The organism is Rhodococcus sp. NPDC056960 (assembly GCF_042674125.1).
Classification (GTDB): domain Bacteria; phylum Actinomycetota; class Actinomycetes; order Mycobacteriales; family Mycobacteriaceae; genus Rhodococcus_F.
On record NZ_JBHURF010000001.1, the window covers coordinates 291989 to 307633 of the forward strand.

12 protein-coding genes are annotated in these 15645 nt (G+C 69.5%); 5 read left to right on the forward strand and 7 right to left on the reverse strand.

From position 1 onward, the window contains the following. The 4 genes from ACFTWF_RS01480 to ACFTWF_RS01495 form a co-directional block, all read right to left on the reverse strand. Positions 1-2109 carry a 3-hydroxyacyl-CoA dehydrogenase NAD-binding domain-containing protein gene (locus ACFTWF_RS01480; RefSeq protein WP_378459515.1) on the reverse strand — a complete coding sequence of 703 codons (2109 nt, stop codon included), beginning with the start codon at positions 2107-2109 and terminating at the stop codon, positions 1-3. Then, entirely contained in the window at positions 2110-3318 is a 1209-nt protein-coding gene (locus ACFTWF_RS01485; RefSeq protein ID WP_378459516.1) for a thiolase family protein, read from the reverse strand. A gap of 148 nt (positions 3319-3466) precedes the next feature. Further along, a complete protein-coding gene (locus ACFTWF_RS01490; RefSeq protein WP_378459517.1) occupies positions 3467-4753 on the reverse strand; it encodes an HRDC domain-containing protein in 1287 nt (428 codons plus the stop codon). Positions 4754-4802: 49 nt separating this feature from the next. Next, positions 4803-6197 (reverse strand): wax ester/triacylglycerol synthase family O-acyltransferase, encoded by a 1395-nt coding sequence (locus ACFTWF_RS01495; RefSeq protein ID WP_378459518.1) that lies wholly within the window; start codon positions 6195-6197, stop codon positions 4803-4805. A 151-nt stretch (positions 6198-6348) separates the two neighbouring features. Between ACFTWF_RS01495 and ACFTWF_RS01500 the strand changes: the two genes are divergently transcribed. After that, positions 6349-7599 (forward strand): alpha/beta hydrolase fold domain-containing protein, encoded by a 1251-nt coding sequence (locus ACFTWF_RS01500; protein ID WP_378459780.1) that lies wholly within the window; start codon positions 6349-6351, stop codon positions 7597-7599. 1 nt (position 7600) lies between these two features. Here ACFTWF_RS01500 and ACFTWF_RS01505 read toward each other — a convergent pair whose 3' ends face one another. After that, entirely contained in the window at positions 7601-8194 is a 594-nt protein-coding gene (locus ACFTWF_RS01505) for a DUF3000 domain-containing protein (RefSeq protein ID WP_378459519.1), read from the reverse strand. Between the two features lie 161 nt (positions 8195-8355). Between ACFTWF_RS01505 and hemE the strand changes: the two genes are divergently transcribed. The 4 genes from hemE to ACFTWF_RS01525 are packed head-to-tail and all read left to right on the forward strand — an operon-like array spanning position 8356 to position 13845. Beyond that, on the forward strand, positions 8356-9423 hold the full coding sequence (hemE, locus tag ACFTWF_RS01510) for a uroporphyrinogen decarboxylase (RefSeq protein WP_378459781.1): 1068 nt from the start codon (positions 8356-8358) through the stop codon (positions 9421-9423). Continuing rightward, positions 9420-10781: a protoporphyrinogen oxidase gene (locus ACFTWF_RS01515; protein ID WP_378459520.1), complete on the forward strand. Its 1362-nt coding sequence runs from the start codon at positions 9420-9422 to the stop codon at positions 10779-10781. The genes hemE and ACFTWF_RS01515 overlap by 4 nt, the downstream gene beginning before the upstream one ends. Before the next feature lie 4 nt (positions 10782-10785). Continuing rightward, positions 10786-11481, forward strand: coding sequence for a hydrogen peroxide-dependent heme synthase (gene hemQ, locus ACFTWF_RS01520; RefSeq protein ID WP_378459521.1), 696 nt, complete (start codon positions 10786-10788; stop codon positions 11479-11481). Positions 11482-11496: 15 nt separating this feature from the next. Beyond that, positions 11497-13845: a molybdopterin-dependent oxidoreductase gene (locus tag ACFTWF_RS01525; protein WP_378459522.1), complete on the forward strand. Its 2349-nt coding sequence runs from the start codon at positions 11497-11499 to the stop codon at positions 13843-13845. Here the strand turns inward: ACFTWF_RS01525 and msrB are convergent. Continuing rightward, on the reverse strand, positions 13805-14242 hold the full coding sequence (gene msrB, locus ACFTWF_RS01530) for a peptide-methionine (R)-S-oxide reductase MsrB (RefSeq protein ID WP_378459523.1): 438 nt from the start codon (positions 14240-14242) through the stop codon (positions 13805-13807). The genes ACFTWF_RS01525 and msrB overlap by 41 nt on opposite strands. Before the next feature lie 58 nt (positions 14243-14300). Next, a complete protein-coding gene (locus ACFTWF_RS01535) occupies positions 14301-15635 on the reverse strand; it encodes a glycosyltransferase family 87 protein (RefSeq protein ID WP_378459524.1) in 1335 nt (444 codons plus the stop codon). Positions 15636-15645 lie beyond the last annotated feature (10 nt).

Consider the following 15645-nt stretch of genomic DNA (forward strand, 5'->3'; position numbering starts at 1 on the left):
TCAGACGCTCGCGACGCCCGGTGCCAGGAACCGCTTGCCGTTGACGGCCTCGGACGTGCCGGTGCGGTCCAGGTACGGCGTGATGCCGCCGTTCCAGAAGCCGAACCCGCCGCCCAGGATCAGGCACAGGTCGATGTCCTCGGCCGCGGCCACGACGCCCTCGTCGAGCATGATCTGGATCTCCTCGGCGAACGCGCGACGCGTGCGCTCCAGAACCTCCTCGGACGTGGACGCCTTGTCGCCCTGTTTCCACAGTTCGGCGACCTCGGGGTCGACGACTTGCGCGCCGTCAGCGCCGTAACTCCACACCGCGGGCTTCCTGGCCTCGACCAGCGCCTCGAGCCCGGGGGAGTTGTGGAAGCGCTCGGGGTACGCCTCGGCGAGGGTCTCGCCGGTGTGCAGCGCGACCGCCGGTCCGACGAGGGCCAGCAGGGTGAACGGTGTCATCGGCATGCCGAGTTCGGCGATGGCGTTGTCGGCCACCTCGAACGGGGTGCCCTCGTCGACCGCGTTCATGACCTCACCGAGGGTGCGGATCAGGAGCCGGTTGAAGACGAACCCGGGCAGGTCGGCGGAACCGACGGCCGACTTCTTGAGCGCCTTGGCGGTGGCGAACGCCGTGGCGAGCGTGGCGTCGTCGGTCTTGTCGCCCTTGATGACCTCGAGCAGGGGCAGCACGGCGACCGGGTTGAAGAAGTGGAAGCCCACCACCCGTTCCGGGTGGTTCAGGTCCGCCGCCATCTCGGTGATCGACAGCGACGACGTGTTGGTCGCGAGGATCGTCTCGGCTGAGATGCACTGCTCCAGCTCGGCGAACACCTTCTTCTTGACGTCCATGTTCTCGAACACGGCCTCGATCACGAAGTCGGTGTTCGCGAACGCGGCCTTGTCGAGGGAACCGGACACGAGACCCTTGAGACGGTTCGCCGCGTCGGGGGACAGGCGGCCCTTGCCCTGCAGCTTGTCGATTTCGCCGTGGACGTAGCCGACACCCTTGTCGATGCGCTCCTGATCGATGTCGGTGAGGATCACCGGCACCTTCAGCTGGCGGACGAACAGCATCGCGAGTTGACTCGCCATCAGACCGGCACCGACGATGCCGACGCCGGTGACCTTACGGGCGAGGGACTTGTCGGGTGCGCCTGCGGGCCGCTTCGCGCGCTTGTTCACCAGGTCGAACGCATACAGCCCCGCGCGGAGCTCGTCTGCGAGCAACAGGTCGGCGAGCGCCTCGTCCTCGGCGGCGAAGCCCTTGTCGAGCGAAGCGGGATCGGTGAGGTCGGTGGTCCGGGCCAGCTCGAGGAGTTCGACGGCCTTGACCGGTCCGGGTGCGTTGTTCTTGGTCTTGCCCTCGACGATCGCCTTCGCGCGGGCGATCGCGTCGTCCCAGCCCGTGCCCCGGTCGATCTCGGGTCGGGTCGGGGTGACCTCGCCGGCCAGGACCTGCGCGGCCCACGCGAACGACTGCTCCAGGAAATCGGCGGAACCGAACACCGCGTCGACGACGCCGAGTTCGAGGGCCTTCTTCGGGGTGAGTGTCCTGTTCTGGTTCAGCGCGTTCTCGAGGACGACGGTGACGGCGTTCGAGGGACCGATGAGGTTGGGCAGCAACTGCGTTCCGCCCCAGCCCGGAACCAGGCCGAGGAACGTCTCGGGCAGACCCAGCGCGCCCGCGCTCTCGGAGGCGGTGCGGTAGTGGCTGTGCAGTGCGACCTCGAGCCCGCCGCCGAGTGCGACGCCATTGACGAACGCGAACGTCGGGACCGACGACTCGCGCAGCCGGCGGAACACCTTGTGCCCGAGCCGGCCGAGTTCGAGGGCCTGGTCACGGTTCGTGATGCTGGGAACACCCTTGAGGTCCGCCCCGGCGGCGAAGATGAAGGGTTTGCCGGTGATCGCGATCGCGACCGGGTGGGCGGCGAACGCCTCGTCGAGTGCGGTGTCGAGGGCCGCCAGGCCGCCCGGACCGAACGACGACGGCTTGGTGTGGTCGAAGCCGTTGTCGAGGGTGATCAGTGCGACCGGGCCCTCGATGCCCGGTACGGCGACGATCTTGGTGTACGCGTGGGTCACGACCTCGTCGGCGAATGCCGTTGCAATGTCGGTCATCTACTTGGCTCCATCGAAGTTCGGGTTCTCCCAGATCACGGTGCCGCCCATGCCCAGACCGATGCACATCGTGGTCAGGCCGTAGCGGACGTCGGGGCGCTGGGCGAACTGGCGGGACAGCTGGGTCATCAGGCGGACGCCGGAGGATGCGAGGGGGTGGCCGCACGCGATGGCGCCGCCCCACTGGTTGACGCGCGGATCGTCGTCGGCGATGCCGTAGTGCTCGAGGAACGCGAGTACCTGGACGGCGAAGGCCTCGTTGATCTCGAACAGACCGATGTCCTCGATCTTCAGGCCGGTGCGGGCCAGCAGCTTCTCGGTGGCGGGGACCGGTCCGATGCCCATGACGGCGGGGTCGACGCCCTGGAACGCGAATCCGACCATCCGCATGCCGATCGGCAGCCCCAGTTCGGTGGCGGTGTCCTCGCCGGCGAGGAGTGCGGCGGTGGCGCCGTCGTTCAGCCCGGCCGCGTTGCCTGCGGTGATGCGGCCCGCGGGACGGAACGGCGTCTTCAGCTTGGCGAGGTCTTCGAGCGTGGTGCCCGGACGCGGCGGCTCGTCTTCGGTGGCCAGGCCCCACCCGGCCGCGGACCGGGTGGCGACGGGCACGAGGGTGTCGGCGATAAAGCCGGCCTTGCGGGCGGCCTCGTACTTGTTCTGGCTCGCGACGGCGTAGGAGTCGGTGCGGTCCTTGGTGATGGTCGGGAACCGGTCGTGGAGGTTCTCGGCCGTGTTCCCCATCACGAGCGCGCTGGGGTCGACGAGGCGGTCGGCGAGGAAACGCGGGTTCGGGTCGGCGCCCTCGCCCATCGGGTGGTGGCCCATGTGCTCGACTCCGCCGGCGATCACCACGTCGTACTGGCCGAAGCCGATGCCCGAGGCTGTGGTGGTGACGGATGTCATGGCGCCCGCACACATGCGGTCGATGGCGAAGCCGGGGACCGTCTCGGGGAGCCCGGCCAGGATCGCGGCCGTGCGGCCGATGGTGAGGCCCTGGTCGCCGGTCTGCGTCGTCGCGGCGATGGCGACCTCGTCGATGCGGGCGGGGTCGAGCTGCGGGTTGCGTCGCAGCAGCTCACGGATGGTCTTGACGACGAGGTCGTCCGCCCGGGTCTCGGCGTACATGCCCTTGGGCCCGGCCTTGCCGAACGGAGTGCGGATGCCGTCGACGAATACGACGTTGCGTTGAGATGTGGTGGATGGAGCCACGCGAATTCCTCCTGATGGAGCAGTTTGGTTCCGGATCACGGCCAGGCGTCCGGCCTCCAGACCAGCGTACCCCGACCGTTACTCGTGGGTAACTTAATGGGTACCTCATCGGGAATTCGCGTGTTCGTCCCGCGATCGGCGCGGGAAATCAGTCTTCGGCGGCGCTCGTCCGGTCCGCCGACGTCAGTGCCGTGGCCAGCACCGGGACGGTCAGCAGCCGTTGCCACGGGCGGGCCCCGCCCGCGTCGAGCACCCGGTCGATCGCCGCCTCGACGTCGCCGTCCCCGGGCGCCGCCCAGTCCCAGCACACTCTCCGCACGAGTTCGGGCGTCACCAGGTTCTCGACCGGAACCGACACCTTCTCGCCGAGGGCGGCCATCGCGGCGCGCGCCGCCGTCAGCCGCTCGGCCGCCGCGGGGTCGTGCCGCGCCCACCGGCTCGCCGGCGGCGGCCCGGTGATCGGCGGGGTCTTGGGCGGCAGGTCGGAATCCGGCAGTGCCCGGGCGTCCTCGAGCGCCTCGAGCCAGATGCGGGAATGCCGTCGCTGACGGGGACCGCCGAACACCGGCAGCGCCCGGAGAGCGTCGATGCTCCGCGGATCCTTCGTCGACGCGTCGATGATCGCCGAATCCGGAAGCACCCGGCTCGGGGAGACGTCGCGTCGGCGGGCGAGATCCTCCCGCGCCTGCCACAGCGAGCGGGCCGCGGCGAGTTGCCGCTGCGTCTTGAGCGACGTGATGTGCGACGTCCGGCGCCAGCGGTCCGGCTTGGGCCTCGGCGGCCCGGCGAGCCGGATGTGATCGAATTCCTGTGCGGCCCACTCGCTCTTGCCCTGCTCGTCGAGTTCCGCCGCCATCACGTTCCGCAATTCGACGAGGACCTCGACATCGAGGGCCGCATAGTTCAGCCAGGAGTCGGGCAGCGGCCGCTTCGACCAGTCCGCGGCGCCGTGACCCTTCCGGAGTTCGAAGCCCAGCGTGCGCTCGACGATCGCGGCGAGCCCGACCCGTTCGAACCCGGCGAGCCGGCCCGCCAGTTCGGTGTCGAACAGGGTCGCCGGCGCCAGGCCGAGTTCGGCGAGCCCCGGCAGATCCTGGTCGGCGGAATGCAGAATCCACTCCAGCGGATTGATCACCTCCGCCAGCGGGGCGAGATCGGCGGCGGTGGGGATGGGGTCGAGGAGCACCGTCCCCGCACCCTCCCGTCGCAACTGCACGAGATACGCCCGCGCCGAGTAGCGGAAGCCGGACGCGCGCTCGGCATCCACGGCCAGCGGTCCGGTGCCCTCGCCGAGTGCGGCGCCTGCCTTCGCGACACCCTCCGCGGTGGTCACCACGTCGGGCACGCCGTCCCGGGGCGCGAGCAGGGGCACTACCTGCCGTGCGGGCTCTTCGACGGGAACGGGTGACGAGGCGTCGTCGGTGACTTCGGACATGACAGCTGACTCTACGTCGCTTCGGGATTCCCGCAGCGCACCGGCGGGTTCACGACCGCGCCGCCGCGGCCTCGACGAGCTCGTCCAGCGCCTCGGGAAACGCGTCGACGAGGTCCCACAGGTGAGGTGCGAGCTCCGGGCAACTCATCAGGCCCACGTCGAGCTGACCGTTCAGCGACATCACCGTCACGTTGAGCCCCGCACCGTGGAAGATCGGGCCCAGTGGATACATCGCCGTGATCAGCGCGCCGAGGAAATACAGCGGAACGGTGGGTCCCGGCACGTTGGAGATCACCAGGTTGTGGACCACCGGATGCCGGTCCGCCAGGCCGAGGGTCGAGTAGAGGCGCATGGCGGTGCCGAACACGGCCTGGCCGGCGAACTCCGACCAGTCCTGCAGCAGGTTCGCGCCGAGCGTCTCGTTGTGTTCCTTGGACGTCGCGTTGTGCTCCCCGATGGCCAGCAGCCGTTCGGCGGGGTCCTCGATCTGGGTGCCGAGCTGGGTGAACATCCCGGACACCTGGTTGGTGCCGGGCCGGTCCGACTTCCCGTGGACGGAGACGGGGACGATGGCGACCAGCGACTTGTCGGGCAGCTCCCGGCGGTTCTGCAGGTACTTCCGCAGCGCCCCCGAGCACAGCGCGAGGACCACGTCGTTGACCTTGACGTCGAACGCGTTCTTCACGGTCTTGACCTTCTCGAGGTCGAGCTGGGTGAACGCGAGATTGCGGTGACTGGTCAACGTGCCGTTCAAGGAGGTGCGCGGAGCGGTGAACGGCGCGGGCATCGCCTCGCCGCGGCGGGCCCGGCCGATCCACCGGGGCAGCAGGGTCAGGCTCTGCGGGACGATTCTCAGCAGCTTCGCGGGCCGGGACGCGACCGCGAGCAGCCCGCCCACGGCGATGTCCAGGGTGCTCGCCTGCCCCGCGCCCTCGGCGGATTGGTCGCTTTCAGGGCGGGGTGCGTCCGCTTCGAGACCGCACAGCTGGGCCATCATGTTTGCGCCGGTGATGCCGTCGACCCCGGCGTGGTGCATCTTCGACATCACGGCCACCGCACCGTCGGCGAGACCCTCGATCACCCACATCTCCCACAGCGGCCGGGCACGGTCGAGGGGGAGGCCGGCGATATCGCCGCACAGCTCGGCCAGCTCGTCGCGACCGCCGGGTGCGGGAAGGGCGACGCGATGGCAGTGCCGGTCGATGTCGAAGTCGGTGTCCTCCACCCACACCGGATGGTCGAGGTTGAACCGGGAGTCCTGCAGCTTGCGCCGGAACGCCGGAATCGACTCGGTGCGCGCGTCGAGCTCGGCCTTGAGTCCGGCGAACGTGTATCCGCCCGGAACCGTCGAGACGTCGAGATGGATGACCCCGCAGACGTGGAGGAGTTGCGTCGACGTTTCGAGATAGAGGAAGGACGCGTCGAGACCACTGAGTCGCTGCATGATCAGATATTAGAACACGTTCTAGTACGTGGTCCATCTCGCCGTCGAAGGGCGAGGTCGACGCGATGGCCCCGCCGACGGTCCGGTTCTCGATCCCGCGCGCGGCAGGGGCGGCCCGGGTGACGAGTAGAACATGTTCTACGGTGGGGACATGACCCGAGGCTTCGCTCTCCGGCAGGCGGTCGGCGCCGCACTCGCCGCCAACGCCCTGCGTCCCCTGCCCGGTGCGCCCACGTCGGTGGTCGCGTTCTTCTCGGGGTGGCTCACGACCGAACTCGCACCGCACCTTCTCGCCGTGACCGCCGCCGACGTCGTTCAGCACACCGCCCGTCACGGAGCGCGGACGCGAAGCGACCGGGTCGGGCTCGCCCTGGCCGCGGCCTCGACTGCCGGGCTCGCCATGGTCGTCGCCACCGGCCGGGGCGCGGGCGAGGAGGCCGAATCCGCACTCGTCGAGGCGCTCGGCGAGAACTACACCGACCGCGACAGGGCCATCGAACGCCCGGGCAGACCGGTCTGGCGGCAACTCCTCAACCCGTTCCGGATGCGGAACGAAATGGTCACCCGGGTCCGCAACCTCGCGTACGGGCCGGGCGGGCGCCGGACCCGGCTCGACATCTACCACCGAAAGGATCTGCCGACGAAGAGCCCGGTCCTGCTGCAGATCCACGGTGGGGGATGGGTGATCGGGAACAAGGATCAACAGGGTCTGCCGCTCATGCTCGAGATGGCCTCACGCGGCTGGGTGTGCGCGGCCGTCAACTATCCGCTGTCGCCGAAGGCGAAGTGGCCCGAACATCTGATCGCGATCAAGCAGGCCCTGGCCTGGCTCCGTGAGAACGTCGAGGAGTACGGCGGCAACCCCGACTTCGTCGCCGTCACCGGTGGCTCGGCGGGCGGTCACCTCGCCGCCATGGTCGGTCTCACCGCGAACGACCGGCGTTTCCAGCCGGGGTTCGAGGACGTCGACACGTCGGTGCAGGCGTGCGTTCCGTACTACGGCGTCTACGACATCGCCGGCGACACCGGCATCAAGGCGGTCCTGCAGCGTGTGCACTCCGGTCTCATGCCGATGGTCCTCGGCAAACAGGCGACGTTCCCCGACGACTACCGGGCGGCGTCTCCGCTCGCGCATCTGCGGACCGACGCCCCGCCGTTCTTCGTGATCCACGGCACCAGCGATTCACTCATTCCCGTCGCCGAGGCGCGGATCTTCGTCGACCGGCTCCGCGACGTGTCCGAGAACCCTGTGGCCTACGCGGAGCTGGAGGGGGCGCAGCACGCGTTCGACGTGTTCCCCTCGATCCGCAGCATCTCGGTGACGCAGGCCGTCGGCCGGTTCCTGGAATGGTCGCGCAGCGCCACCACCGGCGTCCCGGCGGCTGGCACGGAATCGGCCTGAATTACTTGCCGCCCAGTGTGCGCAACTGCGATACCCCGGCGGGCGGCAGACCGGCCGCGTACGCGAGCACCTCGCAGAACGCCTCGACGTGTGCGGCCAACTCGACCGACGTCGCCGTCCACGACGCACGCAGTTCCAGCTGATGCGCGTGGGGCGGTCCGGCGATGTCGCCGTAGCGCACCGACGTTGTCGCGGTCACCGTGCCGCCGAGCGCGTTGAGGGGTTCGTGCCGCGACTCGAGAGCGTCGACGAGCCAGCTCCACGCCACCTCGGGAAGGAGTGGGTCGGACGCGACGGCGGCATCGAGGTCGGCCTGAATGTAGGCGACCAGCCGCATCGTGCCGTTCCAGGCGTCGTCGCCCTCCGGGTCGAACAGGAGAATCAGTCTGCCGAACGCGTCACCTTCGCTCTGTTCGGCAACCACCCCGGTGTCCTCGTGCACGACCTCTGCGCCGACGGCGTAGCTGAACGGTGCGAGCCGCTGCGGAGGCCGGATAGGTCCCAGTTCGATGTCCGCGCGCACCTGCGCAGAATTCATCGCTTCGACGGCGGCGCGGAACTCGGCCGGTTCGGCGGGCGATCCCGAAGTCGTCACAGCTCGGGACGTTAGACCCGCGCCCACGCATCTCGTCGGAGGCGCGCCGAGCAGGGCCGATCGGCGGCGGAGTCCCGGCATGGCAGCATGAGAGCTGCCGAAATTCGAGCAGGCAGAGAGCGCGAGGACCGATGAGCGGGTTGGAAAGCACCAATGCAGGCATGAGTGAGCGGGCGACGTACGCCTCGAGGCGGGTGCTCACCGATGCACCCCTTCTGGCAGCCGCCGCGGGCCGCGCTCCGCGCCATCGCCCGGTGTGGTTCATGCGGCAGGCGGGCCGCTCGCTGCCCGAGTACCGCGAGATCCGGTCGGGCATCGGCATGCTCGAATCGTGCTTCGACCCGGCACTCGTCTGCGAGATCACCATGCAGCCGGTGCGCAGGCACGGCGTCGACGCGGCGATCCTGTTCTCCGACATCGTCGTGCCGCTGAAGGCCGCGGGCATCGACCTCGACATCGTGGCAGGCACCGGTCCCGTCGTCGCGAACCCGGTCCGGTCGATCGCCGACGTCGCCGCGCTGCCACGGCTGGTGCCCGAGGAGGTCGGCGCCGTCGCACAGGCCGTGCAACTGCTCACCGCCGAACTCGGGTCGACGCCGCTGATCGGGTTCGCCGGAGCTCCGTTCACCCTCGCCTCCTACCTGGTCGAGGGCGGGCCCAGCCGCAACCACGAGCGCACGAAGGCACTCATGCACTCCGACCCCAAGACGTGGCATGCGCTGCTCGGCACCCTCGCCGACACCACCATCACGTTCCTGCAGACCCAGTTGCGCGCGGGCGTCGACGCGGTCCAGCTGTTCGACTCGTGGGCGGGCGCGCTGTCCCTCGCCGAGTACCGGGAATTCGTCCTGCCCCACTCCGAGCGGGTGTTCGCGGAGGTGGAGAGCGCGAAGGTGCCACGCATCCACTTCGGCGTCGGCACCGGTGAACTGCTCGGCGCCATGGGCGAGGCGGGCGCCGACGTGGTCGGCGTCGACTGGCGGATCCCGCTGGACGTGGCCGCGCGCCGCGTCGGGCCCGGCAAGGCGCTCCAGGGCAACCTCGACCCCGCCGTGTTGTTCGCCGGTCCCGCGGCCGTGGAGAAGCAGGTCCGCCGCATCACCGCGGAGGCCGACGCCGCGCTCGCCGCCGGCGCCACCGGGCACATCTTCAACCTCGGGCACGGCGTTCTCCCCGACACCGACCCGGGCGCGCTGACCGCCCTGGTCGAGCTGGTGCATTCGCTGTGACCGCGTCGTCGCCGAACGTGCTCGTCGTCGGCGGCGGTATCTCCGGGCTGGTTGCCGCGTACCGCCTGCGGCAGCGGCTCGGCGCCGGTGCGCGGATCACCGTCGCCGACGGTGCGGAGCGGCTCGGCGGCAAGCTGCGCACCGTGGACCTGGCGGGTGAACCGGTCGACGTGGGCGCGGAGGCGTTCATCGCGCGGCGGCCGGAACTGCCGGCGCTGCTCGACGAACTCGGCCTCGCCGACCAGTTGGTGCACCCGGCGGGTCTGCGACCCCTCATCTGGTCCGAGGACGCACTGCACCCGCTGCCGTCGAACACACTGATGGGGATACCCGCCGACGCGGACAGCCTGCGCGGTCTCGTCGACGCTCCGACGCTCGCCCGGGTGGCGGGGGAGCGGGCGGTCCCACTCGACTGGACACCGGGCGCCGACACCACGGTGGGAGCGCTCGTCGGTCAGCGGTTCGGCCCGCAAGTGGTCCGGAGGTCGGTGGATCCGCTTCTCGGCGGGGTGTATTCGGGTCTCGCCGACACCATCGGCGTCCGCGCCGCGGTGCCTGCGCTCGCCGCGGCCCTCGACCGCGGTGCCACCAGCCTGTCCGCGGCCGTGGCCGACGCCCTTCCCACACCCGCCCCCGGTCCGGTGTTCGGCGCCCTGCGCGACGGCTACGGCGTTCTGCTGCGTGCACTGGCGGAAGCCGCGTCCGCACAGATCGTGCACGAACGTGTCCGGACACTCGCACGGGACGGCGACGGCTGGTGTGCGGATCCGCTCGGCCGGGTGGACGGAATCGTGCTCGCCGTGCCCGCCCCGCAACTCGCCGCGCTGCTCGGACGTGTCGCACCCCGCGCGGCGGCCGCGGCCGCGGACATCCCGTTGGCCTCGTCGGCGGTCGTCGCGCTGGCACTGCCGACCGGCGCCGACGTTCCACAGAACTCCGGGATCCTCGTGGCCACCGACGCGTCGCTCGGCGCCAAGGCGTTCACCCTGTCGAGCCGTAAGTGGCCGCACCTCGCCCAGCGTGAGGTGACCCTCGTCCGGGCGTCGTTCGGCCGGTTCGGCGACGCCGCCGTCGTCGACGCACCGGACGACGACCTGATCGCCGCGGCCCGGCGCGACCTCGCGACCGTCACCGGGGTGTCGGAGGAGCCGGTTGCCGCCCACGTCCAGCGCTGGCACGGTGGACTGCCGCAGTACGGTCCCGGCCACCTCGACCGGGTGTCGGTGATCGAGCAGGAAGTCGCAGGTCTGGACGGTGTGGAGGTGTCCGGTGCCCTACTGCACGGGGTGGGTGTTCCCGCGTGCGTGGCCGCTGCGACGACGGCGGCTACACGCCTCGCGGAGCGAGTGGCACGATAGACCCATGGCACGCCTCGACTTCGACGCATTGAACTCTGAAATCCGCTACCTCATGTTCTCGGTGTTCCAAGTGGAACCCGGGGTTATCGGGGACGACCGGGAAGCCGTCATCAAGGAGGCGCGGATCTTCTTCGAAGGCCAAGCCGAGAAGGGTGTCGTCGTTCGCGGGCTGTACGACGTCGCCGGACTCCGCGCCGACGCCGACTTCATGATCTGGACACACTCGGCGAGTATCGAAGCCCTCCAGGCCACGTATGCGGACTTCCGTCGCACCACGGCCCTGGGCCGCGCGAGCAAGCCCGTGTGGAGCAACGTCGCGTGCCACCGCCCCGCCGAATTCAACAAGAGCCACATCCCGGCCTTCCTGGCCGGCGAGGACCCGGGCAACTACATCTGCGTGTACCCGTTCGTCCGCTCCTACGAGTGGTACCTGCTGCCCGACGACGAGCGCCGCAAGATGCTCGCCGACCACGGCATGGCGGCCCGCACCTACAAGGACGTGCGCGCCAACACCGTGCCGGCATTCGCGCTCGGTGACTACGAGTGGATCCTGGCGTTCGAGGCACCGGAGTTGTACCGCATCGTCGACCTCATGCGTGACCTGCGCGCCACCGAGGCCCGGCTGCACGTCCGCGAGGAGGTGCCGTTCTTCACCGGCCCGCGGGTGGATGTGGAGAAGCTGGTCGCGGCGCTTCCGTGATCTGACGCATCATCGATGAGTGACGCCGACGGGGCCCGCACCGCGCCCCGCTACCAGCACATGTCGCACTGGGGAATGTTCGAGGCCGAGGTGGCCGACGGTGACGTCGTCGCCGCGCACCCGTACAGCGGTGACGCCGACCCGTCACCGGTGCTCGGCAATATCGCCGGATCGGTTCGCACCAAGGCGCGGATCACCGGACCGGTGGTGCGCCGCGGGTGGCTCGACCACGGTCCGGGTCCGAGCGATTCCCGGGGTTCCGACGAGTTCGTGGCGGTCGACTGGGAAGAACTGATCCAGCGGCTCGCCGACGAGTTGCGCCGGGTCGTCGACATGTACGGCAACGCCGCGATCTACGGGGGTTCCTACGGCTGGGCCAGCGCGGGACGGTTCCACCACGCCCAGAGCCAGGTTCACCGGTTCCTGAACACCCTCGGCGGTTACACCCGTTCCGTGCACAGCTACTCGCTGGGTGCGACGGGCGTGATCATGCCCCGGGTCGTGGGCACGCATTGGAAGATGTTCGCCCGCTCCACGTCCTGGACGATCATCGCCGAGCACACCGACCTCATGGTCTGCTTCGGTGGTGTACCGCTGAAGAACACCGGCATCAACCACGGTGGTACCAGCGACCATCCCACCCGCGACGCGCTCGACGCGCTCCGCCGTCGCGGCGGCTCGGTCGTGTCGTTCAGTCCGCTCCGCGACGACATGCACGGCGCCGCCGAACGGCACGCCCCGGTGCCCGGCACCGACGTCGCGGTCATGCTCGCGCTCGCCTACGTCCTCGCGACGGAAGGCCTGCACGACACGGCGTTCCTGGACAGTCATTGCGTCGGCTACGACCGGTTCGAGGACTACCTGCTCGGGCGTTCCGACGGGGTACCGAAATCGCCCGGGTGGGCCGAGGAGATCTCCGGCATCCCCGCCGCGGAACTCGCCGCCCTCGCGCGGCGGATGGCGTCGGGCCGGACGATGGTGACCGTCACCTGGTCGCTGCAGCGGGTCCGGCACGGCGAACAGGCCCCCTGGATGGGGGTCACCCTCGCCGCGATGCTGGGCCAGATCGGTCTTCCCGGTGGGGGTTTCGGTCACGGCTACGGCTCGATGAACGAGCCCGGGCTCGCACCCGTCCCGTACCCGTTGCCCACGCTTCCGCAGGGGCTGAACCCCGTCCGCGACTTCATTCCCGTGGCCGCCGTCTCGGACATGCTGTTGAACCCGGGCGCGCCGTTCGACTACGACGGTCAGCGGCTGACGTACCCGGACATCAAGATGCTGTACTGGGCCGGCGGAAACCCGTTCCACCACCATCAGGACATTCCCCGGCTGCGCCGGGCGCTGGCCCGGCCGGACACGATCGTGGTCCACGACCCCTACTGGACGCCGATGGCCCGGCACGCCGACATCGTCGTCCCGTCCACCACCTCACTCGAGCGGGACGACCTCAGCTGCACCCGCAACGACCCACTGCTCGTCGCCATGCACGCCGCGGTGCGGCCGTACGCCGACGCGCGGGACGACTACGACACGTTCGCCGCGGTGGCGGCGAAACTGGGCGCCGGTGAGAAGTTCACCGAGGGCCGCTCGTCCGACCAGTGGCTCGAACATCTGTACGGGCAGTGGCGCGACTTCGTCCGCGCCGACGGTGGTCCGGCCCCCGAGTTCGACGAATTCTGGACGCAGGGACAGGTGCGGATGCGCACCGAGGACGACCTGATCCTGTTCGGCGACTTCCGCGCAGACCCGGTGAAGTTCCCCCTCGCCACCCCGAGCGGGCGGATCGAGATCTTCTCCGAGGACATCGACGGATTCGGCTACGACGACTGCGCCGGTCACCCCCGCTGGTACGAGCCCGAGGAATGGCTCGGCGGCAGGCGGGCACAGCAGTTTCCGCTGCACCTGATCGCCAACCAGCCGCGCACTCGCCTGCACAGCCAACTCGACCACGGCGGTACCAGTCAGAAGTCGAAGATCCGGGGCCGCGAACCGCTGCGCATCCACCCGGACGACGCGGCCGAGCGCGCTCTCGCCGCCGGGGACGTGGTCCGCGTGTTCAACGACCGCGGCGCGTGCCTCGCCGGCGTGGTGGTGGACGACGGGGTCCGTCGCGGTGTCGTCCAGCTGTCGACGGGCGCCTGGTACGACCCGCTCGATGCCACCGACCCCGACTCGCTGTGCGTGCACGGAAACCCGAACGTGCTGACCCCGGACGTGGGCACCTCGTCGCTGGCCCACGGCTGCACGGGTCAGCACGTGCTCGTCGACATCGAACGCTACGAGGGCGAACTGCCGCCCATCTGCGCGTTCGATCCGCCCACGATCAGTCGCCGGTCGGTTCCAGGACCAGCGAGATCGAATTGATGCAGTACCGCTGATCGGTGGGGGTGGGGTAGCCCTCGCCCTCGAAGACGTGGCCGAGGTGGCTGTGGCACGTCCGGCAGATCACCTCGACGCGGCGCATGCCGAGTGAGCTGTCCTCGCGGAGGATGACGGCGTCGGAGTCGGCCGGATCGAAGAACGACGGCCACCCGCAGTGCGATTCGAACTTCTCCGCGCTGCGGAACAACTCGGCGCCGCATGCCCGGCAGTGGTAGACGCCTTCTGTCTTCGTGTCGGTGTACTCGCCGACGAAGGGCCGCTCGGTGCCGGCCTGGCGCAGCACCGCGTACTCCTCGGGAGTCAGTTTCTCGCGCCACTCGCTGTCGGAGAGATCAACCTTCGGTGCGGACTGCGTGGGATCCTGCTGCTGCGAACTCATGGCTCCACGCTAATACGTTTCGCCGGCTCCGGCCGCGACGCGCGGCCCGAGAGGCGGCCTACGTCTTCGCGGTGGCCGACTCGACCTGCGGCTGCTCGTCGGGCGCGGTGTCCCGCGGAGCGTCGGGCCGCGCGTCCTCCGGTTCGAGCAGGAACGCCGGGTCGATGCCCCGGTCGAGTCGCCCCTCCCGGCGCGCGGTGACGTACCGGACGGTCAGCACGCCGAAGATCACGAGCAGGATCAGGCTCCACCCCAGGGTGGTCTTCATGTATTCGGCGGTCCGGCCGGCCTCGATGAACCGGCTCGACAGCCAGCTGTCGTAGCTCATGAACCCGTACACGGCCAGCCAGGCCGGCCAGTTCCGCATCACCGAGTTCTTCAGCACCACGGACATCAGCAGCGGGAACAGCATCATCGAGTAGTACATCTGGCCCAGGGAGCCGAGCAGCCAGGACGCGGTCAGCAGCACCCCGGACGTGGTGACGACGAAGAACAGCTCGTCGTGGCGGTAGTACCGGTACAGCATCCACAGGGAGCCGGCCACGATGGCGGCGAACGCGCCGCGCAGACCCCAGATCAGGGCCGTCGGGAGGCCGTAGTACTTGCCGTTGCCGACGATCGCGCTGTTGAAGTAGTCACGCGACTCCATCAGGTACGGCACGGTGTGGCGCACGAAGTCCATCGGGTCCGCGGACAGCGGCCAGGCGACCGCGGTGAGGATCAGGGGGATGCCGATCGCGGTGACGAACACCTTCCACTGGCCGCGCACCAGGGGCAGCAGCAGGAGGGGGGCGAGGATCGGTTTGACTGCGAACGTCAGCCCGATCGCGACCCCGGACCACATGTCCTTCCGCTTCATCAGCAACACGAGGAACGCGATCTCACCGAGCAGGACGAGACCGTTGATGTTGGTGAAGACGAGGGTGTTCGTGACGGTCTCGGACGAGAACGTGGCGAGCAGCAGGATCGGGGCGGCGATGGAATTCAATCCCAGGCCGAACAGCCGCAGCAGCAGGTACAGCGCGATCATGATCGCGATCGCGTTGGCGATGATGAACAACCACCGGGACCGCTCGGGGTCGATCACGGCGATCGGGGCCATCAGCAGGGTGCCGGACGGCGGATACAGGTAGTGCGGGTCCACCCAGTTGAAATTGGCGGTGTACACGGGCCGCCCGTTGAGGAACGCCAGCGCGGCGTTGTAGACCGGGCGGAAGTCGTCGGTGATGTAACCGTTGACCGCCTTGACGACCACTCGATGCAGCACGGTCATGACGGCGATCGGCCACAGCGCGAAGTGGACGACCTCGTTGGCGGTCCGCCCGGTGCGCGGTTCGAGTTGTCGAAGGAACACCACGGCACGGTACACCGAGAAGCCCTGACGTGCGGTCACGCACCCCCTG

What these genes read in the sequence shown, in the direction of transcription:
- ACFTWF_RS01480 (WP_378459515.1), bottom strand. Translation starts at nt 2,109, where the DNA reads ATGACCGACATTGCAACGGCATTCGCCGACGAGGTCGTGACCCACGCG.
- ACFTWF_RS01490 (WP_378459517.1), bottom strand. Translation starts at nt 4,753, where the DNA reads ATGTCCGAAGTCACCGACGACGCCTCGTCACCCGTTCCCGTCGAAGAG.
- ACFTWF_RS01495 (WP_378459518.1), bottom strand. Translation starts at nt 6,197, where the DNA reads ATGCAGCGACTCAGTGGTCTCGACGCGTCCTTCCTCTATCTCGAAACG.
- ACFTWF_RS01500 (WP_378459780.1), top strand. Translation starts at nt 6,349, where the DNA reads ATGACCCGAGGCTTCGCTCTCCGGCAGGCGGTCGGCGCCGCACTCGCC.
- hemE (WP_378459781.1), top strand. Translation starts at nt 8,356, where the DNA reads ATGAGTGAGCGGGCGACGTACGCCTCGAGGCGGGTGCTCACCGATGCA.
- hemQ (WP_378459521.1), top strand. Translation starts at nt 10,786, where the DNA reads ATGGCACGCCTCGACTTCGACGCATTGAACTCTGAAATCCGCTACCTC.
- ACFTWF_RS01525 (WP_378459522.1), top strand. Translation starts at nt 11,497, where the DNA reads ATGAGTGACGCCGACGGGGCCCGCACCGCGCCCCGCTACCAGCACATG.
- msrB (WP_378459523.1), bottom strand. Translation starts at nt 14,242, where the DNA reads ATGAGTTCGCAGCAGCAGGATCCCACGCAGTCCGCACCGAAGGTTGAT.